This is a genomic window from Bacteriovorax stolpii, from assembly GCF_002872415.1.
GTDB lineage: Bacteria > Bdellovibrionota > Bacteriovoracia > Bacteriovoracales > Bacteriovoracaceae > Bacteriovorax > Bacteriovorax stolpii.
The window spans coordinates 3786666-3810309 of sequence record NZ_CP025704.1; the positions used below are offsets into that span (position 1 = coordinate 3786666).

Annotated in this window: 23 protein-coding genes; 1 reads left to right on the plus strand and 22 read right to left on the minus strand. The window is 39.8% G+C overall.

Going from position 1 to position 23644, the window contains the following annotated elements; all coding sequences use genetic code 11:
* Positions 1–3: 3 nt before the first annotated feature.
* The 4 genes from radA to C0V70_RS18825 are packed head-to-tail and all read right to left on the minus strand — an operon-like array spanning position 4 to position 5052.
* Positions 4–1380, minus strand: a complete 1377-nt coding sequence (gene radA, locus C0V70_RS18810; RefSeq protein WP_102245407.1) for a DNA repair protein RadA — start codon at positions 1378–1380, stop codon at positions 4–6.
* Between the two features lie 7 nt (positions 1381–1387).
* On the minus strand, positions 1388–3265 hold the full coding sequence (gene ligA / locus C0V70_RS18815; protein ID WP_102245408.1) for an NAD-dependent DNA ligase LigA: 1878 nt from the start codon (positions 3263–3265) through the stop codon (positions 1388–1390).
* A 15-nt stretch (positions 3266–3280) separates the two neighbouring features.
* Entirely contained in the window at positions 3281–4744 is a 1464-nt protein-coding gene (locus tag C0V70_RS18820) for a hypothetical protein (RefSeq protein WP_102245409.1), read from the minus strand.
* Positions 4741–5052 (minus strand): coiled-coil domain-containing protein, encoded by a 312-nt coding sequence (locus C0V70_RS18825; RefSeq protein WP_102245410.1) that lies wholly within the window; start codon positions 5050–5052, stop codon positions 4741–4743. The genes C0V70_RS18820 and C0V70_RS18825 overlap by 4 nt, the downstream gene beginning before the upstream one ends.
* A gap of 140 nt (positions 5053–5192) precedes the next feature.
* On the opposite strand from C0V70_RS18825, the gene C0V70_RS18830 reads away from it, so the two are divergent.
* On the plus strand, positions 5193–6371 hold the full coding sequence (locus C0V70_RS18830) for a patatin-like phospholipase family protein (protein WP_102245411.1): 1179 nt from the start codon (positions 5193–5195) through the stop codon (positions 6369–6371).
* A gap of 3 nt (positions 6372–6374) precedes the next feature.
* Here the strand turns inward: C0V70_RS18830 and C0V70_RS18835 are convergent, their stop codons facing one another.
* The 18 genes from C0V70_RS18835 to rpmH form a co-directional block, all read right to left on the minus strand.
* Complete coding sequence (locus tag C0V70_RS18835) at positions 6375–8525, minus strand: hypothetical protein (protein ID WP_102245412.1); 2151 nt, start codon at positions 8523–8525, stop codon at positions 6375–6377.
* 125 nt (positions 8526–8650) lie between these two features.
* Positions 8651–9076, minus strand: a complete 426-nt coding sequence (gene atpC, locus C0V70_RS18840; RefSeq protein WP_102245413.1) for an ATP synthase F1 subunit epsilon — start codon at positions 9074–9076, stop codon at positions 8651–8653.
* Between the two features lie 18 nt (positions 9077–9094).
* A complete protein-coding gene (gene atpD, locus C0V70_RS18845) occupies positions 9095–10513 on the minus strand; it encodes a F0F1 ATP synthase subunit beta (RefSeq protein ID WP_102245414.1) in 1419 nt (472 codons plus the stop codon).
* A gap of 10 nt (positions 10514–10523) precedes the next feature.
* The gene (gene atpG, locus C0V70_RS18850; protein WP_102245415.1) at positions 10524–11393 is read right to left on the minus strand and encodes an ATP synthase F1 subunit gamma; all 870 of its coding nucleotides are present in this window, start codon (positions 11391–11393) and stop codon (positions 10524–10526) included.
* Positions 11394–11418: 25 nt separating this feature from the next.
* The gene (atpA, locus tag C0V70_RS18855) at positions 11419–12927 is read right to left on the minus strand and encodes a F0F1 ATP synthase subunit alpha (protein ID WP_102245416.1); all 1509 of its coding nucleotides are present in this window, start codon (positions 12925–12927) and stop codon (positions 11419–11421) included.
* Positions 12928–12958: 31 nt separating this feature from the next.
* The gene (locus tag C0V70_RS18860; RefSeq protein WP_102245417.1) at positions 12959–13498 is read right to left on the minus strand and encodes a F0F1 ATP synthase subunit delta; all 540 of its coding nucleotides are present in this window, start codon (positions 13496–13498) and stop codon (positions 12959–12961) included.
* A gap of 11 nt (positions 13499–13509) precedes the next feature.
* Positions 13510–14058: a F0F1 ATP synthase subunit B gene (locus C0V70_RS18865; protein ID WP_102245418.1), complete on the minus strand. Its 549-nt coding sequence runs from the start codon at positions 14056–14058 to the stop codon at positions 13510–13512.
* Between the two features lie 8 nt (positions 14059–14066).
* Positions 14067–14510: a F0F1 ATP synthase subunit B family protein gene (locus C0V70_RS18870; protein ID WP_102245419.1), complete on the minus strand. Its 444-nt coding sequence runs from the start codon at positions 14508–14510 to the stop codon at positions 14067–14069.
* A gap of 134 nt (positions 14511–14644) precedes the next feature.
* Positions 14645–14995 (minus strand): bactofilin family protein, encoded by a 351-nt coding sequence (locus C0V70_RS18875; protein ID WP_102245420.1) that lies wholly within the window; start codon positions 14993–14995, stop codon positions 14645–14647.
* Between the two features lie 65 nt (positions 14996–15060).
* A complete protein-coding gene (locus C0V70_RS18880) occupies positions 15061–15999 on the minus strand; it encodes a ParB/RepB/Spo0J family partition protein (RefSeq protein WP_102245421.1) in 939 nt (312 codons plus the stop codon).
* Between the two features lie 12 nt (positions 16000–16011).
* On the minus strand, positions 16012–16902 hold the full coding sequence (locus tag C0V70_RS18885; RefSeq protein ID WP_102245422.1) for a ParA family protein: 891 nt from the start codon (positions 16900–16902) through the stop codon (positions 16012–16014).
* A gap of 52 nt (positions 16903–16954) precedes the next feature.
* Complete coding sequence (locus C0V70_RS18890; protein WP_102245423.1) at positions 16955–17593, minus strand: 16S rRNA (guanine(527)-N(7))-methyltransferase RsmG; 639 nt, start codon at positions 17591–17593, stop codon at positions 16955–16957.
* A gap of 8 nt (positions 17594–17601) precedes the next feature.
* Positions 17602–19455, minus strand: coding sequence for a tRNA uridine-5-carboxymethylaminomethyl(34) synthesis enzyme MnmG (gene mnmG / locus C0V70_RS18895; RefSeq protein WP_102245424.1), 1854 nt, complete (start codon positions 19453–19455; stop codon positions 17602–17604).
* Positions 19456–19561: 106 nt separating this feature from the next.
* Positions 19562–21166 (minus strand): tRNA modification GTPase, encoded by a 1605-nt coding sequence (locus C0V70_RS18900; protein WP_102245425.1) that lies wholly within the window; start codon positions 21164–21166, stop codon positions 19562–19564.
* A 23-nt stretch (positions 21167–21189) separates the two neighbouring features.
* Entirely contained in the window at positions 21190–22671 is a 1482-nt protein-coding gene (gene yidC / locus C0V70_RS18905; RefSeq protein ID WP_102245426.1) for a membrane protein insertase YidC, read from the minus strand.
* Positions 22672–22701: 30 nt separating this feature from the next.
* Positions 22702–22917, minus strand: coding sequence for a membrane protein insertion efficiency factor YidD (gene yidD / locus C0V70_RS18910; protein WP_102245427.1), 216 nt, complete (start codon positions 22915–22917; stop codon positions 22702–22704).
* A complete protein-coding gene (rnpA, locus tag C0V70_RS18915; RefSeq protein ID WP_102245428.1) occupies positions 22917–23294 on the minus strand; it encodes a ribonuclease P protein component in 378 nt (125 codons plus the stop codon). Before rnpA ends, yidD begins: the two co-directional genes overlap by 1 nt.
* 6 nt (positions 23295–23300) lie before the next feature.
* On the minus strand, positions 23301–23453 hold the full coding sequence (rpmH, locus tag C0V70_RS18920; protein ID WP_102245429.1) for a 50S ribosomal protein L34: 153 nt from the start codon (positions 23451–23453) through the stop codon (positions 23301–23303).
* Between the last annotated feature and the right edge of the window lie 191 nt (positions 23454–23644).

Consider the following 23644-nt stretch of genomic DNA (forward strand, 5'->3'; position numbering starts at 1 on the left):
AATTTATTTCCCGATAAACTGATCTAGGTCTCGCGCCTGGCGAAGGCCAATAATCTCGATATCGTATTTACCTTTTAACTCTCTTGCCGTTTTTTCTGAAGTGACCACTCGTTTGTAATTGAGCTGGGCCATTTCTTTGATTCTCATTTCCATCTGAGGAATCGAGCGAACTTCCCCCGTTAACCCAACCTCTCCGACAAAAATCGTGCTCGAGTCAATTGGTTTTGAACGGTATGAACTTAAAAGAGAAGCAATGATCGAGAGATCCGACTCTCTTGTCGTAAGCTTCATTCCCCCAACAACGTTTAAGTAAATATCGTTAAACCCCAGTGGCAATCCGAAATATTTTTCAATAACGGCCACCATCATTGAAAGGCGGTTGTTATCAATTCCGTGAGTTGTCCTGCGCCCGTTACCAAACTTATTATCAACAACCAATGCTTGAACCTCTACAAAGAGAGAACGCGATCCTTCAATGATACAAGTCAACGAGCGCCCAAAAGATTCTTTCAATTGATCATCAAGGAAGTATTGAGATGGATTTTTAACTTCATCTAACCCACTTTCTTTCATTTCAAAAATCCCGACCTCGTTGGTATTTCCGAAGCGGTTTTTCATCGCGCGAAGAATTCTGTAGTGACCAAACTGATCCCCTTCAAAATAAATTACAGTATCGACCATGTGCTCAAGGATTTTTGGCCCGGCGATAGATCCTTCTTTCGTGATGTGACCGATAACAAAACACGTGATCCCATTGGCCTTCACGTGATTCATAAGTTCATAAGTCACTTCGCGAATCTGAGACACCGTTCCCGGTGCTGAATCAATTTCAGATGATGACGTCGTCTGAATTGAGTCGATAACTAAAAAGCGCGGCTGGAGTTTATTGATTTGCTCTAAAATCTTCTGCCAATTTGTTTCGTTATAAATATAGAAATTGTCAGCATTAACACCAACTCTCTTTGATCTTTCCGCCACCTGGTTAACAGATTCTTCCCCACTCACATAGAGAACAGTCTGCCCTGCATGTGATTGAGAAAGTCTTCCCATAATCGCCGTAAGCAGTGTCGACTTTCCAATTCCTGGCTCACCACCGATAAGAATCAGTGATCCTGGAACAACCCCGCCACCCACAACGCGGTCAAATTCTCCCATTCCCGTCACAACTCTAAACTGCTTTTCTAAAACGATTTCATTAATCAGCTTTGGGGCTTCCCCTCCTAATGCCGTTCTTTTATGAGCGCGATTTAGATCTTTGGCCGCAACAGTCGTCTCTTCGGTAAATGAGTTCCACGATCCACACTCTGGACATTTCCCCATCCACTTTGAAGTTTGGTATGAACAACTCTGACAAATAAACGTTGAGGTCTTTTTGGCCATAACAATCCTACTTTAACATTTTTAAAAGTTCTGCTTCCGTAATGATCTTGATTTTAAGCTCCAGCGCTTTTTTATACTTGCTTGAGCTTGGGTCAGTTTCATTCGTTACTAAAATATCTGTGTTCTTTGAAACCGAAGACACCACAATCCCTCCGCCTTCGCGGATTTTATCTTCTACGACTGGCCTCTTTTCTGAAAGGGCGCCAGTAATACAAATCTTCATTCCAGTAACTGCAGTTTCGCGGGTCTCTTCAACTGTGAACTCAAACCCCAGGTCTACAAGTTCATCAATTAAATCAAACTTTTCACGAATTGAAGTTAAAAACTCCGTCGCTGATTTCTCAGCAAATGATTCAACTTTCATGAGCTGCTCAAGACTTAAGTTTTTAATCTTCTTGATGCTATCAAATCCGCCGCGCACGACTTTCTCGCACTTGTTATAGGCTCCACCACTGATACCTAGTGCCGACAAGAAAGTAATCAGGTCTACAGTTTTCGTTTTTTCAATCGACTCAATAAGCTTGTTGCTTAATTTATCTTTAACCTTATCAAGCTTCATTAAGTCAGAAGCTTCCAGGCGGTAAAGATCAGGGATCGTTTTTACAAGCTTTGCATTGATTAATTCCTCAAGCCTTTTTCCACTTAGGTTTTCAATGCCAATCTTCTGGATAAAATTTAAAATGATCTCTTTGTTTTTCCCGGGGCAATTATCGTTGCGACAAAAAATCCTGATATCGACGATTTCAACTTTTGAGTCACAACTTGGGCAATGGTCTGGAACAACAAATTTCTCTTTTGATGATTTCACTACTGAAAGAAATTTTGGAATAACCTCTCCAGAGCGGATAATTTCAATTTCATCTCCAGACTTTAAGTTATTGGCCGCAACCATTCCGTAGTTATGCAGAGTCACATTCGAGATCATCGCCCCAGAAAGTTCCACCGGCTCAACTTCTCCAACGGGAGTTAAAATTCCATTTCTCGAAACGTACCAAATGATTTCTTTAAGAGTTGTTGTCTTTGATTCACCTTGAAACTTAAAGGCCATTTTATATCGAGGATGATGAGATGTTTCTCCCAACTCCTCATGCAAGGCCAGGCTGTTATAAGTAAATACCAGGCCGTCGATTTGGTAATCTCCCTCTGACATAAAATGACGGGCACGATCAATCACATCTTCTAGAGATTCTTTTGATGTATGGATTTCAACTTCTGGAATAAGAAAGCCGTGCTCTTTTAAATGCTCAAATTTCTTTTCTTCTTTTTTAATTGGTTCATCGCTAATGTAATCAAAGGCCATGAACTTGATATAGCGACAAAGCTCGAGGTTTTCTTTACGCCCCATTAAACCAGCGACAATGTTTCTCTGGCTGGTAGGTTTTTCTAACCCAATATCTGTCATTTCTTTTGAAAGTTTAAAGAAGCTTTCTTCATCACAAAAAAGCTCGCCTCTAATTTCAATCTTGTGTTTATTGTTGATAAATTTTGGAACGTTATTGATCCACATAACCTTTTTAGTGATGTTCTCACCAAAAGTTCCATCCCCTCTGGTTTTGGCCAGGTGAAGATCACCGTCTTGATAAATAAGTGAACAACTGATTCCATCAAGCTTCATCGTGCTCAGGATTTCTTCTTTCCCCATCCACGTCACCAGGTCTTCAATGACGTAAGTCTTTTCAAGGGAAAGCATTTTTTTATCGTGTTTGATTTTATCGCTGGCCGATGTCGTTGTGCCGACAATATTGAGAACTGGGTTTTTTGGATCTAGCTTTTTTAATTCGTCTTCGAGTTTGTCGTAATCGTAATCAGATATTTCAGGGCGCCCTTGGTAATAGAGCGCCTTATGTTTAATAATTTCGGATTCAAGTTTTTGGATGCGACTCACTTAACCCCTCCGAGGTTAAAAAGTAAAAATCGCTCCTACTTTAGCAGAAGTATCTTTGAATTGCAGTTCTTTTGTATTTCCCTTTGTGAAAGTCGCTTTATTTGAAAGAACTTCAACGGCCCCAACAAGTGAAATATTTGTCTCATAAGCATACTGTCCACCGATCTCTAAACGGTAGTTTGAGCTCGAGTCGTCTGTTCCATAAATTTTCGCTTTCTCTTTGTAAGAAGATGTTAAAAGGAAATCAATCAAAAGGTACATTCTCATTGCCTGATAGACCGGAATACTACCGCGTGCTCCCAATAACAATCCAGAGAAAGTAAACTCCGTGAAGCCATCGGCCAGTGAGGTATTCATGCCGTAAATATAACTTCCATATCCACCATAAAGATCAACTTGCGGTCCGTAAAAAAATCCCATTGGTAAATATTTGTATCCAAACTTTACACGTGTTGCAGTATTGTCTGAGGAATTGCTCTCTTGAGTGAAAGTTCCTTGGTCCTTTTTATAACTGCCAAATTTTTTTCCAAATTCAATTCCACCCCACCAATTTCTAGTCGCCCAAAGCTCTAGGTCAAGGTGTCCTCCGAATCTCATTCCATCCATTGAACTCTCTGAAGCACCCGACTTTGTCACCGAGCCACTCCCCGCTGTTAAATAAATTCCAATTGAACCTAGCTTTCCAAATTCATTATCTTCTTTTTCACCAAACTTTACTTGCTCAATCACTTTTCTTGATTCAACTGAGCGAACCTTTACCCAGTCCTCAATGCGAAGTTTTTTATTTCCTTCATAAGCTGTCACCCTTGCTTGCGCTTGAGTTTCACCAACATCAAAAACTTTTGCATCTGCAATTTTTTCAGTTTGGTAATCAATGATTTCTTTTAACAATGGATGCTGTCTCTTTGCAGTAGGTCTCTCAATTACGATTTCGCTTCCGTTAAAGATCTGCGATTTTCTTCCAATATCAATGGTAAATTGATCACCAAGAACACCTTTGACTCGTCCACTGTAAGGAATCGTCTTCTCATACATATCCAGCCAGTTTTTTACTGTCTGAGAAATCACTGTTGAATCTGTTGTCTTAAGCTGAGTTTGCTCTTTGAAATAGCGGTCTTCACCGTTTTCGCCGATAACTTCAACCTTAACATCAGCCGTGTTTGCTCCCACTGCCAAAACGATGCGAATAAGTGTTCCCGCTTTTGTTTTATCAGCAATGACTTTTAAAACATCTTTATTGTTTAAATGGCTTTCAAGATTTTTAGAGTATTGCCCAAGAATGTTGATAAGCTCTGAGTTCGATTTATACGTACACCACGAACCGTCTTTAATGTAGTTTTCAACATCTTCAAAAACCTTAAATCCAATCTTATTGTCTGCCCCATCCGTCACCGGAAGAAGCATACAGTTTCTCATCGACTCTGAGGCCATGAGGTTTGCTGAAAGAAACAAGGCCCCTAATAATAAGAGTTTTTTCATAGTTCTATCTCTGGCAGTGGCGGCAGTGTTTCTGCCTGGGCATTATGCTCATAAACCGAAAGAAGCATCTTAAGATCATTGATTTCCTCTTCCAGCTCGCGGTTTCTCTTTTTAAGGAACTCCACTTCAAGTTTTAAGGCCAACTCTTCTTTCTGGACGGTGATCTCTCTAGTCCAGATAAAGTACTTTCCGTTTTCTTCTTTATACTTAATGTGCCCTGATTTGATTGAGCGTCTGATTGTTGAAATTGAAACTTTTTTTACGTTGGCGTAATCGAGTATCGATAACCAGATTCCTTCTTGATTCATTAGACATCTCCATTCCATTGGTGAGTACTCATATTCTATCTTAAATTCAGATCAGTTAGAATATTTTTAAACCCGATGAAGGCACTCCACTACTTTGAAAAAAATCTCAAAACAAATGTAAGAAGTGTTATCCTTATCTCATGTACCACGATGTAGATCTCAGCCAATTCAAAAATAAAAAGACCGCCCTGGTTCTTTCCGGTGGCGTTGTTAAGGCCGCTTCATGGCATCTGGGCGTGGCCCTCGCCCTTGAAGAGCTTGGTTTTGTGCTCAAACACAACAAGTCTCCACTTGATGCAGATTATGAGATTTCAACTTATGTTGGCTCAAGTGCTGGCTCATTAATTAACCTGTACTTTGCCTCAGGTTTTAGGCCCATTGATGTTATCGATGCAACCATCAACCGCAAGAATGCCCAGACTTCGTTAAAGCCGGTTACATATGCTGATATGCTTTCGAGAAAAATGCCTTCGCGCAATCCATTCAACTTTGATTTCTATAATCCCCTTGAAGGATTCCCGGCCTTTTTAAAACAAATGTCAAAACCACTGCTTTCTATTTCAGGACTTTTTTCAACTGAAGGTCTAAATCAGTATATGCAAAAGCATGTTATTCTTTCGCAAAATTTCGAAGAATACGCCGCCGACATGTTTGTCGTTGCCACTCAGTTAGATCATTCGCGAAAAGTTATTTTCAGCAAATACAATTACCCAAGTCCAATCCATGATTCGACAGCTGAATATTACACCGGTGTAGATATCACTCAGGCGGTTTCTGCCAGCATGAGTGTTCCGCCTTTTTATGCTCCTTTTCCGATTAAAAACCCGCGCACAGCTCAAGTCGATTATTATATCGACGGTGAAATTAGAGAGACTCTCTCTAACCACGTGGCCGTTGATAATAAGTGCGATTACATTATTAGCTCATGGACCCACACTCCATACCACTATCACGATGAAATCGGGTCTTTAATTAATTTTGGTCTTCCGGCCATCTGTATGCAGGCCATTTACCTAATGATCCAAAAGAAAATTGTCTCTTCCCGCGGACAGAAGGTTTTAGCAAAAGATATTATCGACACTGTTAATGACTACATGTCTTCGCAAAATTTCAGCGTAAAAGATAAAGTGAAGATCACTTCGATTTTAGAGAGAAAACTTAACTATAATCCCAATGTTAAGTTTATCGACATCTATCCGGATCACTCGCACTACAAGCTTTTCTTCACTAACTCATTTTCGCTTGATCCACAAAAGGCGAAATACATCATGACTGCGGGCTATAAAAAGACGCTCGAAGTTTTTAAAAATTTAGATTAGAAATTAAAGTTGCTCGATTAGATACGAACCTTCAGAACAGAAAGTCTTTAAGAAGTCGCTAGATCCGTCTGTATAGTCCAGACGCACGTTGAAGATCCCTTCCATATCACCTGAAATAAATACTTTTTCAGATAATTCAGAATTATCTCTTGAGAAGTTTCCATCGCGGTCTAAGAAGCTTGTTTCCACAAACATTTCACCGCTCTTGTTTTTACCGTTAGCTTTAATATCGCGAAGGTCTTTTGTAAGGTTCACTTGAACCATACAACGCTCACCAAGCTCGCTTAGATCGTTGGCATCTAAAACTTTTCCAATAAAGTCTTTACCTGGAATTTCGATTTCTGTGGCACTTTCAGTTCCTACAAACAGGCTATTTCCAAGGTGTTTAAACTCTAAATATTTTCTCGAGTTATTCACAAGCTCTGGAACTTTGATTTCGTAAGCGTTCAGAGCCTTCTTTTTCGCTGTCGTTTTTGTTCCATAAAAAGAAACGTCTGATCCGTTGATGTTTAGCTCTTTTACTTTTCTTCCCAGAAGGCTTCTTGTTGTAAATGTATAAATTTCTCTCTTTGTATTTACGAAATCAGCGTCTTCAAAGAACATCTCACCATCGCCCACATAAACGATTTTCTGAGCTATCTCTTTATTATCAAGTAAGTATCTCAGAAGGATATTTCCTGTTTTTACACCAAGGAAAAGTACATAAGAAGCTTGCTCTTTAGATTCAAGCATCTTGAAATTTTGCGAGAAGAATAACTTGTATTGGTAATCTGAATCAATTTCCACATCAGAAATGCTTGGGTCAACCGCTACCATTAACAGGTTTCCAACCACGTCAGCTTTTTTCTTTTGTAAGAAAGATTGAATACCCGCCTCATTCATAAGCGGAACATTCATACCTTTATTAAGAAGATTGATTTCAACTCTTGTTGGGATCAGTCCGTGTGACTGAACCACACCCGTTTGAGTATTCACGTCACCAGAAAGTGAGTATCCAAGTTTGATTTCTCCAGTTGCCTGATCATCAGCTCTTTCACTTCTATCATAGTCTGGAACAAATTCGTATCCAAAGGCCTGACGTGATTTTTGAGTATTCAGGTTGATCTCGCGAGCTTTGATGATGAATTCAGCTTGAGTAGTCACATCATTATTGCTTGCTGTGAAAGCTGAGGCCTGTGAGCCTTCATCATTAGTAGCCACTGGTTTTGTAAGTGCTGCTTGTGCTTGTTGTGAGTAATCAAAGACCAGGTTGTCTTCGTTATTCATTGCTTTTTCAAGCTCGTCTGTATTTGTCGTTGTTTCGAAAGATTTTTTCTTTTGAGTATTCATATTGAAAGCAACGGCTGGACTCTTGTGAACAGCTCTTTCAATTGCTTCTTTTACTGAGTTAGAAATCGGAGCATCAAAAGTTTTTTTAAACCCTTCTTTATATTCAGGAACTTTTGCTACCTCTGCCGGTGCAGCGTCTTTCTCTGAGTAGTCAAACATCACCAGTTCATCGTTTCCAGCTGCCGGTGTTTCTGCTTCGGCCATCACTGGTTCAGCATTTTGAGTACTCACAGCATCGCTGACTTCATCTTTAATAACTTCATCTAAAACTTGTGTTGCTGTTGAGGCCTGAGCTGTTTTGACTTCATCATTTACGATTTCTGAAGATTCATAGCTTGCTAGTTCTGCACCCGCAAAAGTTTCATATCTTAAAGATTCTGCTGAAAAGCCATAAAGCTTGATCAACTCTTTATTATTGATTTCAAAATCACCCACAGAATCTGTCGATGTGATGCTCTTTAAAAGAACTTCATCCAGCTTCATATCAACCGCTGCAAATTCTGGTTTGATGTCATTCCAGTTTTTCGCGATCATCTGGTATTTAATTTTTTCTGCTTTAAGGGCGTAACGAGAATGAAGGATTTTTCCCCTCACTTCTTTTTCGATTGTTCTAACGATATCGCCAGTCACATCTGCAACAGGTTTAGCGGCCTTTAATTCATTTTTTTCTGAAAGGTAAGCAATGTTATTGGCTGCATTTTTAAAAGCCGTGAAATCGACTTTTTTAGGCTCAAAACGCTCTTGTGAATACGTGTAAGCACCTACTACAAAAGTAGTCGCAATAAGGGCCGAGCACGATTTAACAAAAACTGATTTTTTCGTCATAGTTATTTGTTAAATTTTAAATTGATTCAGAGGGGTTGCAAGAAAAGTGCGTGTTTTGCCTAGCGGTTTCAGTAAAATATTGAGTACTCACAAGCCCAAAAGCTCATGAGTACTCAAATAATGGATTAGCGTGGTCTGGTAAATTCAGCAAGCTGGATACGGAGTTTCGCTCTCTCAGCTTTCTGTACGTACTCGTCGATCTCTTCAAGAGATAGACCTTCCGTATTTTTAAGTTTCTCTTCCGCGTTTTGAAGAGAAAGTTTCGCTCTCTCAACATTAACGTCCGTGCTTTCTTCTGCAGTATTTGCAAGAACGGTAATCTTGTTTTCTAAAATTTTACAAACACCGTTAGAAACAAGGAAGTTTCTATCAGCGTAATCAGGTCCACCAAAAACTGTAAGCACACCAGTCGATAGTTTCGTCACGATGTGAGTGTGGTTTTCAAGAACGTTGATCTGCCCGCGAACCGTTGGGATTAGCAACGATTCAGCGGGAATGCTTTTCGCAATAATTTTAGAAGGCGTAAGAATATCAACTGTGTAGTATTTCATGTTCCTTCCTACTTAAAATTATTTTCCAGCCTTAATTTGAGCAGCTTTTTCGTAAACCATATCAAGACCACCAACTAGGTAGAAAGCTTGTTCTGGTAGATCATCTACTTCACCGTTAAGGATAGCTTTGAAAGCTTTAATCGTATCGTTGATTTCAACGAACTTACCTTTCAGACCAGTAAACTGCTCAGCTACGAAGAATGGCTGAGAAAGGAATTTTTGTACCTTTCTAGCACGTCCAACGATTAGCTTATCTTCTTCAGAAAGTTCATCCATACCAAGGATGGCGATGATGTCTTGAAGTTCTTTATATTTTTGAAGAATCTTCTGAACACCACGAGCAACGTTATAGTGCTCTTCACCAACGATAGCTGGAGTTAAAATCGAAGAAGAAGATGAAAGTGGATCTACCGCTGGGTAAATTCCAAGCTCAGCAATCTGTCTTGAAAGTTCTGTCGTTGCATCTAAGTGGGCAAACGTAGTCGCTGGAGCTGGATCGGTATAGTCGTCCGCTGGTACGTATACGGCCTGGATAGATGTAATCGATCCATTTACTGTCGATGTAATACGCTCTTGCATAGCTCCCATCTCAGTACCAAGTGTTGGTTGGTATCCTACGGCAGATGGAATACGTCCTAGTAGCGCTGATACTTCAGATCCTGCTTGAGTAAAGCGGAAGATGTTATCAACGAAGAAAAGTACGTCTTGGTTTTCTTCATCACGGAAGTATTCCGCCATTGAAAGACCAGTTAGAGCAACACGTGCACGAGCTCCAGGTGGCTCATTCATTTGACCGAATACCAGTGCAGTTTTTGCAATTACACCAGACTCTGTCATTTCGTGGAAAAGGTCGTTCCCTTCACGAGTACGCTCACCTACACCAGCAAATACTGAGTATCCACCGTGTTGAGTAGCGATGTTGTTAATTAACTCTTGAATAAGAACTGTCTTACCTACACCGGCACCACCGAATAGACCGATCTTTCCACCGCGAACGTATGGAGCTAGAAGGTCGATTACTTTAATCCCTGTATAGAACTGCTCTAGTTTTGTTGATTGCTTATCGAATCCAGGAGCTGGTCTGTGAATGTCGTAAGTCTTCTTAGCGTTAATTGGACCAGCTTCATCAACTGGCTCACCGATAACGTTAATAATTCTTCCTAAACACTCTCTACCAACAGGAGCTTGGATCGCTTTACCTGTATCAAGAACTTTTAGTCCTCTCGATAGACCCTCTGTAGAGTCCATCGCGATACAACGAACCATGTTGTCCCCTAAGTGTTGAGATACTTCAACAGTCAGGTTCCATTCTTGATTCGAGATCGTCTTGTTTGTTAACTTGAGAGCGTTGTAGATCGCTGGAATTTTCCCGTTAGAAAATTCAACGTCTAGTACCGGTCCCATTACTTGCTTTACAACACCGTAATTTTCAGACATTGGTGACCCCTTAACCTTTCAGAGACTCAGCACCAGACACTACTTCAGATAACTCTGTCGTAATCGCTGCTTGTCTCAGTTTATTCATCTTAATTGATAACGTTTTAATTGCTTTTTTACAGTTCGAAGAAGCCGAGTCCATTGCACTCATTCTCGACCCGTGCTCAGCTGCTACAGCATCTAAAAGTGCCGTGTATAGCGTGCTGATATACGTTTGAGGAATTAGAGTGTCCAGGATTTCTGTCGGATTTGGATCGTACTTGAAATCGAATGGAAACTTCTCTTTTAACTGTTCTTTCTCAGCTACATCTAACGTCATTGGTAAAAGTTGTTTTACCGTTGGATCAAATGCGATAGCTGATTGGAAAACGTTGTAAGCTACATAAACGTGGCCCACTTCTGCAGATTTAAACATCTCTGAAAGCTCAACACCAACCTGTTCCATTTCAATGAAAGTAGGTTCAGACTTATTGAAAGTGTAAGTCTTTCCCTTGTTGTATGTAGCTGCCAGAAGATCTCTAACCTTTTTCCCAATGAAGTAAATTTTTACGTCTTGATTTGTTTCATCAAGAAATCTTCTAACTTTCTTAGCAAGCTGTGAGTTGTACGAACCGCAAAGACCTTTATCAGAAGAGATAACAAGAAGGATGGCCTTGTTGTTGTCTTTCTTTTCATTTAAAAACTCATTGTCATAACTCTGAACAAGAGCAGAAACCGTTTTAATTGTTTCTTCAAGTTCGCGAGCGTATGGACGAGAGTTCAAAATGTTGTTTTGAGCTTTCGCTAATTTTGCGGCCGAAACGAGCTTCATCGCTTGCGTGATTTTAGAAGTACTTTTGGTACCCTTAATCTTCTTTTTAAGCTCTTTAATATTCGCCATTGTTATTAATTCCTAATTTTATCTCTTAGTATTTTTTAGTAGCTAAGAAACCTTTAACAGCTTCTAGAATTTTCGCTTCAGCATCAGCTTTAATTTCTTTTGCTGCTGAAATTTCTTTCATTGTATCGCCATGTCTAGAGTGTAAGAACTCAAGAACGTCTTTTTCAGCTACTCTAACCTTTGGAGTTGGAACAACGTCGAATAGACCTTTTGTTGCTACAAGGATTGCTACTGCTTGGTCGATAACGTCAGCTGGAGCGTATTGATCTTGTTTTAGAAGTTCAACTAGTCTCTCACCTCTGTTTAGCTGTCTCTTAGTCGCTTCATCAAGGTCAGATCCGAAAGCTGCGAAAGCTGCAAGCTCTCTGTACTGAGCTAGATCCAGACGAAGTGTACCAGCAACTTTTTTCATTGCTTTAATTTGAGCAGATCCACCTACGCGTGAAACTGAAAGACCAACGTTTACAGCTGGACGGATACCAGAGTTGAAAAGATCCGACTCTAGGAAGATCTGACCATCTGTGATCGAAATTACGTTTGTAGGAATGTATGCAGAAACGTCACCTTCCTGAGTCTCAATAACTGGAAGTGCTGTTAATGAACCAGCCCCAAGTTCGTCGTTAAGTTTACATCCACGCTCAAGAAGTCTTGAGTGAAGGAAGAATACGTCCCCAGGGAACGCTTCACGTCCTGGTGGACGACGAAGAAGAAGTGACATTTGACGGTAAGCTTGTGCTTGTTTTGTTAAATCGTCATAAATGATAACTGCGTGACGGCCGCTGTCTCTGTAGTACTCGCCCATTGTACAACCAGTGTATGGAGCAAGGAACTGCATTGGAGCAGAAGAAGATGCAGTAGCTGAAACGATGATTGTGTACTCAAGAGCACCAGCATCTTTTAGCTTTTGTTGTACTTGTCTTACTGTAGATTGTTTTTGTCCAATGGCTACGTAAACACAAACTACGTTTTTACCTTTTTGGTTGATGATTGTATCGATAGCGATTGCTGTTTTACCAGTCTTACGGTCACCAATGATAAGCTCGCGCTGACCACGTCCGATTGGAATCATAGAGTCGATAGCTTTAAGACCAGTTTGAAGTGGCTCGTGAACAGATTTACGAGCGATGATCCCTGGGGCCTTAAGTTCAACTACGCGAGTTTCTTTAGACTTGATTTCACCTAAACCGTCGATTGGCTCTCCGATTGCGTTTACAACTCTTCCTAGAAGAGCGTCCCCAACCTTTACCTCTACGATTCTTTCAGTTCTCTTTACAGAAGACCCTTCTTTAATTTGAGTATCTTCCCCAAGAATGGCGATACCAACGTTATTAGTTTCTAAGTTAAGAACCATTCCTGTTGTGCCCGATTCGAACTCAACAAGCTCACCGTTCATTACGTTTTTAAGACCGAAAGCTCTCGCGATCCCGTCCCCAACAGTTAATACAGTTCCAACTTCATCTACTTGAAGTCTAGTTTGAAAGTTTGAGATTCTTTCTTTGATAATACTTGTAATCTCTTCTGGATTCATTGCCATTTTTTACCTCTTAGTCCTTTTTATTGGGCTATTATGAATTTAAAACACTGTCTTTAAATTGTTCTAGTTGGTTTTCTAGAGATGCATCTAACTGAAGATCTTCAACAGTTACTCTGTATCCCGCTGTTACGTTCCCTGATTTTTTGTATTCAAGAATTGCTTCTCTTCCAAGCTTTTGCTGAAGGTAAGCTTTTAGCTTTTCTTTAACGTCAGCTGGAATTGAATCTTCAGACCCTTCAATTGTTCCTCTTAGGAATCCTTTTTTGTGATCGTCGATAACGATTGCATCTTTGAAGATCATTGGCATTAAACCAATTCTTTGTTCTTGAACAAGGAATTGCATGAAGTTTACCGTGATCTGAGATAGACCAAGTCTCTTCATTACTTCATTTAATACACCCAGTTTTTCTTCTGCAGTAAACACTTCAAGAAAAAGAAGTGTTTCAAGATCGTTACTCTTGTTAATTGCTTCTGTAAGCTTTGTAAGTTCACCAACCAGGTCTAACTTTAGCTCTTCGCCAAGTTCAACGATTGATTGAGCATAAGCTTTTGCGATGATTTGTTCTTTCATTGGCTAGCTACCTATCTTAATGCTGAAACAATCTTAGATGTAGCGTTCTTTTTCATGTCGCCAGATCCGTTGATTGTTTGCTGAGTTTTAGCAATTACGCTGTTAAGTAAATCTTCGTTAAGTTTTTCAACAAGTTCATTTTTCTCGCCTTCGATTTTATTTTCATAATCTCTTTTTGCACGAGCAATCACTGATTGAGTTTCTTCCGATTGAGTTGTGATGAAATTAGCAACATCGCTCTCATAATCTTTTTGAATTTTTGAAAGTTCGCTTGGAAGATTAGCCATTTTAGCTTGAAGAGTTTTTAGTTTCTCTTCAGCGTCTTTGTTCTTTTGAGCAGCAGACGTCATCAAGCTTTGGATGTCAGCTGATTTTTTATCGAACATATCTTTCATCGGCCCTTTTAATTTCCACACAAGGAAACCAACAAGAACGATGAAGTTAATAGCTGGGTACATTAGGTCTTTAATTGATGGTTCGTGATGAGCACCTTCACTAGCGGCCATAGCCACGTTGCTCATGATGATGAACATAAATGAATAAAAAGCTTTAACTTTCATTTAATTCCTTACTTAGTTAATTTTTCTACGAGATTGTTAGATAGTTTTTCAGCTTCTGCCATAACAGCAGTTCTTTTCTCAGCAATTTCTTTTAGAAGAGTTGATCTCTTAGCATCATAGTCTGAGCTCATCTTCTCTTCAGCGCCATTAAGAATTTCTTTTTCTTTTGCAAGAATTTCAGCTTTCTTCTTTGAAGCGATTGCTTGTGAATCTTGGTGAGTTTTTTCTACTGAACCTTTGTATTGCTCAGCTAGGTCTTCTGCCTGTTTGTAGATGTGGTGAGCGTGTGATTCTAACTTTGTTGTCTTGCTCTCGCGAAGATCTAAAACCTCTTGAAGCTTCTTGAACAGAAGTGGTGCAATGATGTTGAAGAAAACGACGAATAAAGCAAATTGGACAAGGAAAGTAGCATCGATCTTAAGTGAGTTTAAAATAGTGACAATCGTGTTCATGGTTATGAAAACCCCGTTTTCTTTTTAGCAATAAAATATTTATTGAATTGAACTGATAATTTTTTCCACTAATTGATAATGTTTTAGCGGGTTTTCGTCAAGGTAATTTAAAGGTTATACGCTTTTATCGCGCACTAGGTCTGAGTGTTTTTTTTATCGCGCATTTTGGTCGTTCCGTGGAAAATAACGCCCTCTTCCACAATAAGACTTGGTGTAGTGATAATGCCTTCAAAACGGGCAGGCTTAAGAATTTCAACACGTGAGCTGGCCTTAATGTTCCCTTTTACGGAACCGGCGATGATGATAATGTTTGCGTTAATATCTGCGTTAATTACAGCGCCCTCAGAAATGACGACTGTGTCGTTAGAAAAAACTGAACCGTTGACGATCCCCGCAATTCTGGCCGTGCCGTTGAAAGATAAATTTCCTTCAAACTTACACCCTTCTTCGATAATTGCTGAAACTTCCCCGCGACGTCTTTCCATAACGATGCTTCCTCAAATAAAAAGTGGTCCCATAGGACCACTTTATTAGTTCATGTCATTTAATTCTACTTTGAAAGTAGGAACTCATAAATATCGTTAAATTCTGCCTCATTAGAGAATTTAAGTGAAATAGTCCCCGATCCATTCTTGCCACTTGTAAGCGAGTAATGGAATCCTGTTTTCTGCTCAAGAGTCTTTCTAAATTGATCAAGTTTTTCATCGAAAAATGGATTTTTTCTAGAGTCTTTCTCTTTAAGCGGTTTTTTGGCCTTTAGGGCCTGTTCTAACTCACGGACTGACCATGACTTAGCTACGGCTTCGTTAGCGAGTCTAATGGCATCCTCGCGCTCTTTAACAGAGGCCAGGATTTTAGCGTGACCAAAAGATAAAACTTCTTTCTGAAGAAGATCGATAACTGGCCTTGGAAGATTGAGCACGCGAAGGAAGTTCGCGACTGTCGATCTTTCTTTACCCAACTTTTTTGCTACGTCTTCTTGAGTCAGCTTGTATTCGTTCATTAGTTGATAGTAAGCAAGAGCTTCTTCAACACAGTTAAGGTCAGAGCGCTGAACGTTTTCGATGATCGACATGATCATCTTCTCGCGATCAGTAGCTCTCTTCACGACAACTGGAACTTGTTCTAATCCGATTTTTTTCGAAGCGCGAAGTCTTCTTTCTCCGGCTACAAGTTCATATTCACCGTTATCTAATTCAGCAACGATTAGCGGCTGAATGATTCCGTTTTCTTTAATTGATTCTGCAAGCTCTTCAAGATCTTTTTCTTTGAAGATTTTTCTAGGTTGATTCGGGTTTGTTTTAATTGCGCCAATATCAACTAGAAGTGGAGTGTTCTCTACTCTGATTTCGATTTCTTTTTCCACCGGCACAGCTGGAGCGTTTTCATTTCCAAAGTGAGCGTTGTAAGTGTTGTTCACCACTGGTGCAGGAGCTGCGTCCTGAAGAAGTGATGCGATCCCTTTACCTAATGCAATTTTCTTTGCCATTGTTTTTATTCCTTATTGTTCAAAAGCTGGTGGTTCATCAAAGTTGATTTTCTCAAGATCCGGAATCGAACTCATGATTAAATCTTCTGCTGGTTTTTCTTCGCCAACTTCTTTTACTGGAGCAACTGTACCTTTAGTACGCTCCTTAAGAATAATTTCCTTGGCCAATGCTAGGTAGGCTTCACTGCCCTTTGATTCAATATCGTAAAGGATGACTGGTTTTCCGAATGAAGGACACTCAGCAAGTTTTACGTTTCTTGGAATGATCGTTTTGAAAACTGTATCACCGAAGTGAGTTTTAATTTCTGTTGCTACTTGCTTATGTAGACCTGATCTCGAGTCGAACATAGTAAGAAGAATTCCATCTAACTCCAGGTTTGGATTGAGAGATGTTCTGATTAAGCGAACAGTATTTAATAACTGCGCCAGACCTTCCATTGCTAAATATTCAGTTTGCATTGGAACAATATAAGAGTGAGCTGCATTTAGTGCGTTCACTGTTAAAAGTCCTAGAGAAGGAGGACAGTCGATAATGATATAGTCGTAGTCTTTATCTACTGATTTGAAAGCTTGTTTTAGTTTTGATTCGCGAGCAAATAAGCTCACTAGTTCAATTTCTGCTCCTGAAAGGTTGTTATCAGAAGGACAGATATCAAAATATGGAAGTTCACTGTGGTAAATTGCTTCTTTAATATCAATTTGCCCGATTAGAGCGTGGTAAATATTTTTTCCAGCAAATGTTTCTTTTGCCAAACCAATACTTAGACTTCCGTTTCCTTGTGGATCGAGGTCAATTAGTAGAGTTCTTTTCTCAGCTACTGCTAGACACGCCGCAAGATTAACTGATGAAGTTGTTTTACCTACTCCACCTTTTTGGTTCATCATCGCAATAATTTTAGCCATTTATGGGTCCCCTTTTTGACTATTTAGACGATATTTATAACTTTTTTTTCACTTAAAGTAACGATGAAAGTTTAATAATTTTTTCTTTCGTCATTGTTCCACGTAGAACTTTTCTATTCTTAAACCCTAACAGGATGCGTCCTTCAGTTCCTGGCACATCGTATGATTTTTCTTCAATCATCTCCCAATCTTTTTCCAGAAGTTCTTCGACATCTTCCAGCTCATAAAAGTTTGGTCCTTTATAGAAAAAAACGTAGACGGTTTTATTTGTGCGGATCATCGGTAAATAGTCCGCCACTTTTCCCACGGCCTTAAAAGTAATCATGGCATCGACATCGAAGTCCACAGTCTCCAAGCGCTGATGTTTTAGCTTGGCATTTTTTAGACCAAGAGTGTCTGCGATTTTTTGAACGACCTGAGCTTTTTTTGCGCGGGCATCAAATCCCAAGAATTTTTTATCCGGATTCGTGAAGGCCAAAGGTAGGATGGGAAACCCTCCCCCGAAACCAACGTCCACCAGGATTTTTGTTTTTTCCAGACAGTTTTTGAAAACCTTGCTCTCTGTTTCTGGAAGGACTGAGTCTACGATCTGTTTTTGGTAAAACTCTTCTGGCGAATCGATTCTTGTTAAATTGATCCCGGCAAACTCACCAGTCAAAAGATCGAGGTATTTTTTAGCGAATTCTTTCATTATTTTTCCTAAACCAGGTTTCCGGCCACGTATGCTAGGGTAGCGGGTCTGATTCCTTCAATTCTTTGCAATTGACCGAAAGTTTCCGGCCTGATTTGCTTGATTCTGAGTTTGCACTCAAAAGAGATGTTTTTTGATTCAGCCAGGACTTCCCAGTTGATCTTCTTTTTGCTCATACGATTAATCTTTTCACTTTCAATGACGGCCCTATCAATATAGCCCTCATACTTGGCCGCGATTGCCACAGTTCGAACAACGTCCGGATGAAAACTTGCACCCATTCTCAGTGTTTCGTTCATTAGAACTTGAACTGGATTTAGATTCGGGCGACGAAGAAGTTCTTTGAAGCTAATATTGCTTTCAAGTGATCCGTACCCTACTTCAGCGAAATATTCTTTTGTTTCTGCCGTTGTTGCATAAAACATCGTCGTTTCGATTAAGTTTTCCAGAATTGTGATTTCATCAAGGATGCTTTCCTGGAAATAATCCAGTTTTCCGCTTAATCCAAGCGCCTTTCTGTATTTATTCATTCTCTGGATTGTATTATCTTCTCTCACGTAAAGGCGGTTTTCTGATCTCGCAGTAAAGAGTCTATAAGGTTCATCTCTTTTATTCGTGACCAAATCTTCGATCATGACTCCAATATAAGAGTCATTCCTATCTAAAATGAGTGATTCTTTTCCTAAAAAAGCCAAAGAAGCATTAATTCCAGCGATAATTCCCTGCCCTGCCGCCTCTTCATATCCAGAAGTCCCACAAACTTGTCCCGCAAAATATAGTCCTGGAATAGATTTATACTCCATTAAGCGAGAAAGTTCAGACGTATCGACAACATCGTACTCAACGGCGTAGCCGTGAACGAGAATTTTTGCTTCTTCAAGACCAGAAATAGTTCTAATAAAGCTTTCCTGAACATCTTTTGGTAGCGAAGTCGAGACTCCATTTGGATAAATCGTCTCTAGATTTAATCCTTCTGGCTCAACAAAGACGTGGTGAACGTCTTTTTCTGTGTATCTGAAGGCCTTATCTTCAATAGAAGGACAATATCTAGGCCCAATTCCCTTGATCTGCCCATTGAAAATGGGAGATCTTTCTTTGTTTGCACGAATAATGCTTAAAGTTTCTGAATTTGTCCTCGTGAGATACATTGAAATCTGTTCAGAGTTTCTAGAGAACGGCTCACTCATGGAGTGGAAGTTTCTTGTACCGAAGTCACTCTCTTGGGGCTCGAGTTTAGAATAATCGATCGTCTTTCTATCGATTCTCGGAGGAGTTCCGGTTTTAAATCTATTTGGAAGAGTTTTAATTTCAGAAAATAAATCGTTCAGACCTACAGATTGCTTACACTCTACTCTTCCGCCAAGAGTTTGTTCTTCTCCTGTGTGAAGCTTCCCATTTAAAAAAGTTCCTGTCGTAACGATCACCTTTGAAGCTGAGAAGGTATTTCCCTCTTCAGTTTCAATAATGAATTTATCTTCATTTCTTACGACCTTCACCATCTGGCGAATGATCGTTAAATTCTCCTGAGTCGAGAGAAGTTCTTCGGCATATTTCGTATAAAGTTCTTTGTCGACTTGGACTCTTGTTGATTGAACGGCAAAGCCTTTTGACTCATTCAGGGTTCTATATTGAATGCCGGCTTTGTCGGCGACAATTCCCATCATTCCGCCAAGGGCGTCGATCTCTCGAACCACTTGCCCCTTCCCCACTCCGCCAACGGCTGGGTTGCAAGGAGTCGAAGCAAGACTTGCTCCGGGACCAGAAATCAGACCAACCCTTAGTCCGAACTGCGATGAAATCCATGCGGCTTCACTTCCAGCGTGACCGCCACCAATGATTAAAATATCGAAAGAATTATTCATAATTTTTTGTTCCACGTAGAACAATGGCCAGAAAAAATGCGAAGCATTTTTACCAGCTAGTTAAAGAGTTCTGGCCATCACTATTACTTTAACGCAAGGTTTTTGGCTACTTCCCAATACAAAAATTCGCAAAGATTGAATTAAGTACATCGTCTGGAGAGACAATTCCAATAAGCTCTGTAAGCGAATGTCCTAGAATATTGACCTCTGAAGAAAGAATGGCTACGTCATCTAACTCATTGATATTATTTGAAAAATCGACGGATTTACTATAAATTTTATTGATTACCGTACGATGCCTATCGAGTAATATCGGGTTGTTAGCCGTCATTTTTTCAAATTTTTGCTGAATGTGCGCTTTTAGAAATGGTTCTATAGGGGCACTCTGTTCAAAGTTGGGATGCGGTCCTGTCGGACCTGGTTCTATAGGACCATTATTTTTCAAAAGTGGTTCTATAGGACCAATATTTTTCAAAAGTGGTTCTATAGGACCAATATTTTTCGAAAGTGGTTCTATAGGACCATTGTTTTTCGAAAGTGGTTCTATAGGACCAAAATTTGTCAAAAGTGGTCCCATAGGACCAGAAATAGTAAGTGGTTCTATAGAACCAAAATCTCTATTTTCGAATGTCGCTTTTGCTACAAATTTTGTCTTAATGAGAGAGAAATCTATCTCCTCTACGATCGATGAAAAATCGCTTTTATCAGAGTGAGAAACGACTAAAAAATCAAAATCAATATCCGTAAATTTCTTCAAATATTCAGGATTAGTTTCGTAAGGATTTACGATCAAAATTTTATAAAAAGCACGGGCCAAAATCCCCATGGCCCTATCGATTCCGATGTTTTCAATCACGTCGCTCGATTCACGAATTCCGGCCGTATCGACCAGCTTAAAATTGGTCCCATCGATATGAATCACTTCAGAAACGTAATCGCGAGTGGTCCCAGCGATATTTGAGACAATAGAACGGTCGTGCTTTAAAAGAATATTAAAAAGGGAGCTTTTCCCTGCATTGGTCTGCCCCACTAGGACAATTTCCGGAGCTAAAAGAGAAGAAACATTCCCTTCTGTGCGAGTCTTTAGAGCAGAAATTAGTTTAAAGAATTTATTGAATGAATCCTGGAATAACTTTTGAGTTTCTTCTGCCCCTACATCCTCTGAGAAATCGATTGAAATTTCTACGGCAGCCTTCAGTTTTAAAAAGGCATCATATAGGGCCAGGTATTGGGCATGCAAATCCCCTTGCAGAATATCTAAACCTTGCAAAAGCATCAGGCTTGAGTTTGCATTCAGGAGCATATCCAAACCTTCAACTTGAGAAAGGCTCAGTTTTTTATTTTTTAAAGCACGATAAGTGAATTCTCCCGGATGAGCCGCACGGAAATCTCCATTTTTGATGAAAAGATCAAGAATTCTTTGAATATTGAGCTGGTTTCCGTGGACCGATAGCTCCAGGACATTTTCCCCGGTGTAACTTCCCCCTTCAGGAAAAAAAACCATCAGGCCATTATCATAGACTTTTCCATCTGATTCGATGTTTGTCAGGTGAGACATGCGAGGCTTAACTTTTTCGAGGGAGAATGAGAAAAATTTTTGAAGATCGAGGAGTTTTTTGAAACCAGTAAGTCTGATAACTGCAATTGCAGTATTGGAACTAGTTCCAGTACTGCAAGCAATTATAGGTTGATCATCGGTAAAAAAATTCATAAGGCTTCATATACTATGAAAACCTAATCGGCCATCTTGTAAACGATCATCTGCTGGAAAATACCTACAGTCGTCGATACGAAAATGTATAGAACAAGACCAGCTGGGAGCCCTTTCATAATGAAAGCGAAAATCACAGGCATGAAAAGCATGATTTTAGCTTGTGTTGGGTCCATAGTCGTTGTCGGCGTCATCTTTTGTTGTGCGAACATTGCTCCGGCCATTAAAAGCGGAAGAACGTAAAACGGGTCATGTAAGCTTAGATCGTGAATCCATCCGTAGAATGGAGCACCTACAAGCTCTACAGCACTATAAAGAACGCGGTAAATAGCGAAGAAAAACGGCATTTGAAGAAGTAATGGAAGACACCCTGATAGTGGGTTAGCTCCGGCCTTCTTGAACAGGTCCATTGTCTCTTTTTGCATTTTTTGCGGTTCATCTTTGAACTTTTCTTTGATCTTTGCCAGTTCAGGCTGGATCGTTTGCATCTTTTTCATCGATTTAAACGACTTGTACTGAAGAGGGAAAGTAATCAGACGAATAAGGATCGTTACAAGAATGATCGCTAGACCGTAGTTCGGGATAAATTTATAGATGAATTGAAGTGCTCTTAACATTGGCACTGCAAGGATTGCGAAGAATCCGAAATCTACTGCAAGTTTAAGATTGTCCCCTAAAGCGATTAGCTCGTCGTAATTCTTCTTAGTGAAAACCAGGTCTCCTGAGAATTCTTTAGAAGCATTTGGGATTTCAACTAACATTTGTCCAGCTTCAGTTGTCTTATAACGAGCTGGAGTTTCCTTTGGGAAAACGAAAGCAAAAAGGTGGAAGTTATAATCAGTTCCCATCCAATTTACGTTTCCGTCGTTTTCTTTATCTTTTGAAACTTCAATTGTTTTTACATCTTTAGTTAGGACTGAAAAGTGACGGATTTGTCCACTGTCAGATTTCATTGGGCGAGCATCGAAAATCAGGCGGTATTTAAATTCTTTCGGTGAAGAAAGTTTTACGTGAACACGCCCGTTTTCCTTAATGAAAGCTTCAAACGTTACACCAAAATTTTGGTTTGTTCCTACGATTTTATTAGGACCTTGTTGCTCCATTTGGAAAAGAAGATCAGTTGCTCCGTAGTCTGTTACCACTTGAAGTTTCAGAGGAGCTGGAGAATCTGTAAGTGATTTGAAATCAAAAACCGAGTTAGGGTTTTTCATATCAGTAACTGTTAAATCATTCGTAAGTGTGAACTCATATTGATCACGCTTAAGAGTGAAAGGTTGAATTGTAATTGGTGCAGCTGGTGTTGCCGCCGCTGCTGTTCCAGCTGATAGAGTCGCCGGATTTTCAGTCTTCGGTTGCTCCTTTAAATCAGTTGTTGTCGCCACTGGTTGAGTCGTTACTGCTGCCGGAGCAGGTGCTTTTTGAGCGAAATAATACTGCCATCCAAAGAGGACGATCCCCGAAAGAAGAACAGCGATAAACGCACGTTTTTGGTCTTGGTTGAACATGAAATTAACTCCAAAATAATGATAGACGTACTACTTCTCTGGGACGGGATCATGCCCGCCATCACAGAAGGGATGACATCTACTAATTCGACGTACTGAATACCATACTGCACGCTCTATTGGAAACTTCTCGAAACATTCTTTTGAATATTCCGAACAGCTTGGATAAAAGCGACATTTAGGGCCAAGTAGTGGTGAAATAAAATAGCGGTAAAAACGAATCAAACTAATAGCAATAAACTTCATTAGTTGCTCCTTAGTTTTTCATCTTCTAAGAAGCTAAAAAATTCGCGCAAATTCTTATGTAAAACTTCTTCTTTTGTCTCTGTAGATTCAGGAAGAAGATTTCTCGACCAAGAAACAACAAATAAAATGTCGTAACCTAAAAATTTATAAGGAGATGTACGATAAAATTCTCGAATCAAGCGCTTCAAGCGATTGCGATCGTGAGACTTGCCGATTTTTTTGGGAATAGAGAGTCCGATTCTTGATAAATTGAAAGAATTCTTTTTGTAGTAAATGATAAGTGAGGCTTTTTTATAAGAAGAAGAGCCGACCTTTAATTCTTCGAAATCACTGGCCGATAGCAGTCGAAATTTTTTTTCGAACTTATTATCGGCCACAAGATATTACTTAGTGCTTGAAGATACCGTTAGGCGAGCTCTACCTTTTGCTCTACGAGCATTTAGTACGCTTCTTCCACCTGGGCTTGCCATTCTCTTAAGAAACCCATGTACTCTTAATCTTTTTAACTTCTTTGGTTGCCAAGTTCTTTTGCTCATACAGCTATCCTTCTTCTATGCTTGATAAATAAATGGAGAGATAGGAATATATGTTCTTTATCGAAAGGTCAATAATAAACAACGCGCGTTACGTGTAAGAAAATGTAAAATTATGTTTTATTGCTGACAACTTTGGGGCCATGCTACAAAATCGACTCGCATTTCACACACACGGTATTTCGGAGTTAATA

Excerpts from the sequence above, each read along its gene's own strand:
- radA (WP_102245407.1), bottom strand. The coding sequence starts at position 1,380 with ATGGCCAAAAAGACCTCAACGTTTATTTGTCAGAGTTGTTCATACCAA.
- C0V70_RS18820 (WP_102245409.1), bottom strand. The coding sequence starts at position 4,744 with ATGAAAAAACTCTTATTATTAGGGGCCTTGTTTCTTTCAGCAAACCTC.
- C0V70_RS18825 (WP_102245410.1), bottom strand. The coding sequence starts at position 5,052 with ATGAATCAAGAAGGAATCTGGTTATCGATACTCGATTACGCCAACGTA.
- C0V70_RS18830 (WP_102245411.1), top strand. The coding sequence starts at position 5,193 with ATGTACCACGATGTAGATCTCAGCCAATTCAAAAATAAAAAGACCGCC.
- C0V70_RS18835 (WP_102245412.1), bottom strand. The coding sequence starts at position 8,525 with ATGACGAAAAAATCAGTTTTTGTTAAATCGTGCTCGGCCCTTATTGCG.
- atpC (WP_102245413.1), bottom strand. The coding sequence starts at position 9,076 with ATGAAATACTACACAGTTGATATTCTTACGCCTTCTAAAATTATTGCG.
- atpD (WP_102245414.1), bottom strand. The coding sequence starts at position 10,513 with ATGTCTGAAAATTACGGTGTTGTAAAGCAAGTAATGGGACCGGTACTA.
- atpG (WP_102245415.1), bottom strand. The coding sequence starts at position 11,393 with ATGGCGAATATTAAAGAGCTTAAAAAGAAGATTAAGGGTACCAAAAGT.
- atpA (WP_102245416.1), bottom strand. The coding sequence starts at position 12,927 with ATGGCAATGAATCCAGAAGAGATTACAAGTATTATCAAAGAAAGAATC.
- C0V70_RS18860 (WP_102245417.1), bottom strand. The coding sequence starts at position 13,498 with ATGAAAGAACAAATCATCGCAAAAGCTTATGCTCAATCAATCGTTGAA.
- C0V70_RS18865 (WP_102245418.1), bottom strand. The coding sequence starts at position 14,058 with ATGAAAGTTAAAGCTTTTTATTCATTTATGTTCATCATCATGAGCAAC.
- C0V70_RS18870 (WP_102245419.1), bottom strand. The coding sequence starts at position 14,510 with ATGAACACGATTGTCACTATTTTAAACTCACTTAAGATCGATGCTACT.
- C0V70_RS18875 (WP_102245420.1), bottom strand. The coding sequence starts at position 14,995 with ATGGAAAGACGTCGCGGGGAAGTTTCAGCAATTATCGAAGAAGGGTGT.
- C0V70_RS18880 (WP_102245421.1), bottom strand. The coding sequence starts at position 15,999 with ATGGCAAAGAAAATTGCATTAGGTAAAGGGATCGCATCACTTCTTCAG.
- C0V70_RS18885 (WP_102245422.1), bottom strand. The coding sequence starts at position 16,902 with ATGGCTAAAATTATTGCGATGATGAACCAAAAAGGTGGAGTAGGTAAA.
- C0V70_RS18890 (WP_102245423.1), bottom strand. The coding sequence starts at position 17,593 with ATGAAAGAATTCGCTAAAAAATACCTCGATCTTTTGACTGGTGAGTTT.
- mnmG (WP_102245424.1), bottom strand. The coding sequence starts at position 19,455 with ATGAATAATTCTTTCGATATTTTAATCATTGGTGGCGGTCACGCTGGA.
- C0V70_RS18900 (WP_102245425.1), bottom strand. The coding sequence starts at position 21,166 with ATGAATTTTTTTACCGATGATCAACCTATAATTGCTTGCAGTACTGGA.
- yidC (WP_102245426.1), bottom strand. The coding sequence starts at position 22,671 with ATGTTCAACCAAGACCAAAAACGTGCGTTTATCGCTGTTCTTCTTTCG.
- yidD (WP_102245427.1), bottom strand. The coding sequence starts at position 22,917 with ATGAAGTTTATTGCTATTAGTTTGATTCGTTTTTACCGCTATTTTATT.
- rpmH (WP_102245429.1), bottom strand. The coding sequence starts at position 23,453 with ATGAGCAAAAGAACTTGGCAACCAAAGAAGTTAAAAAGATTAAGAGTA.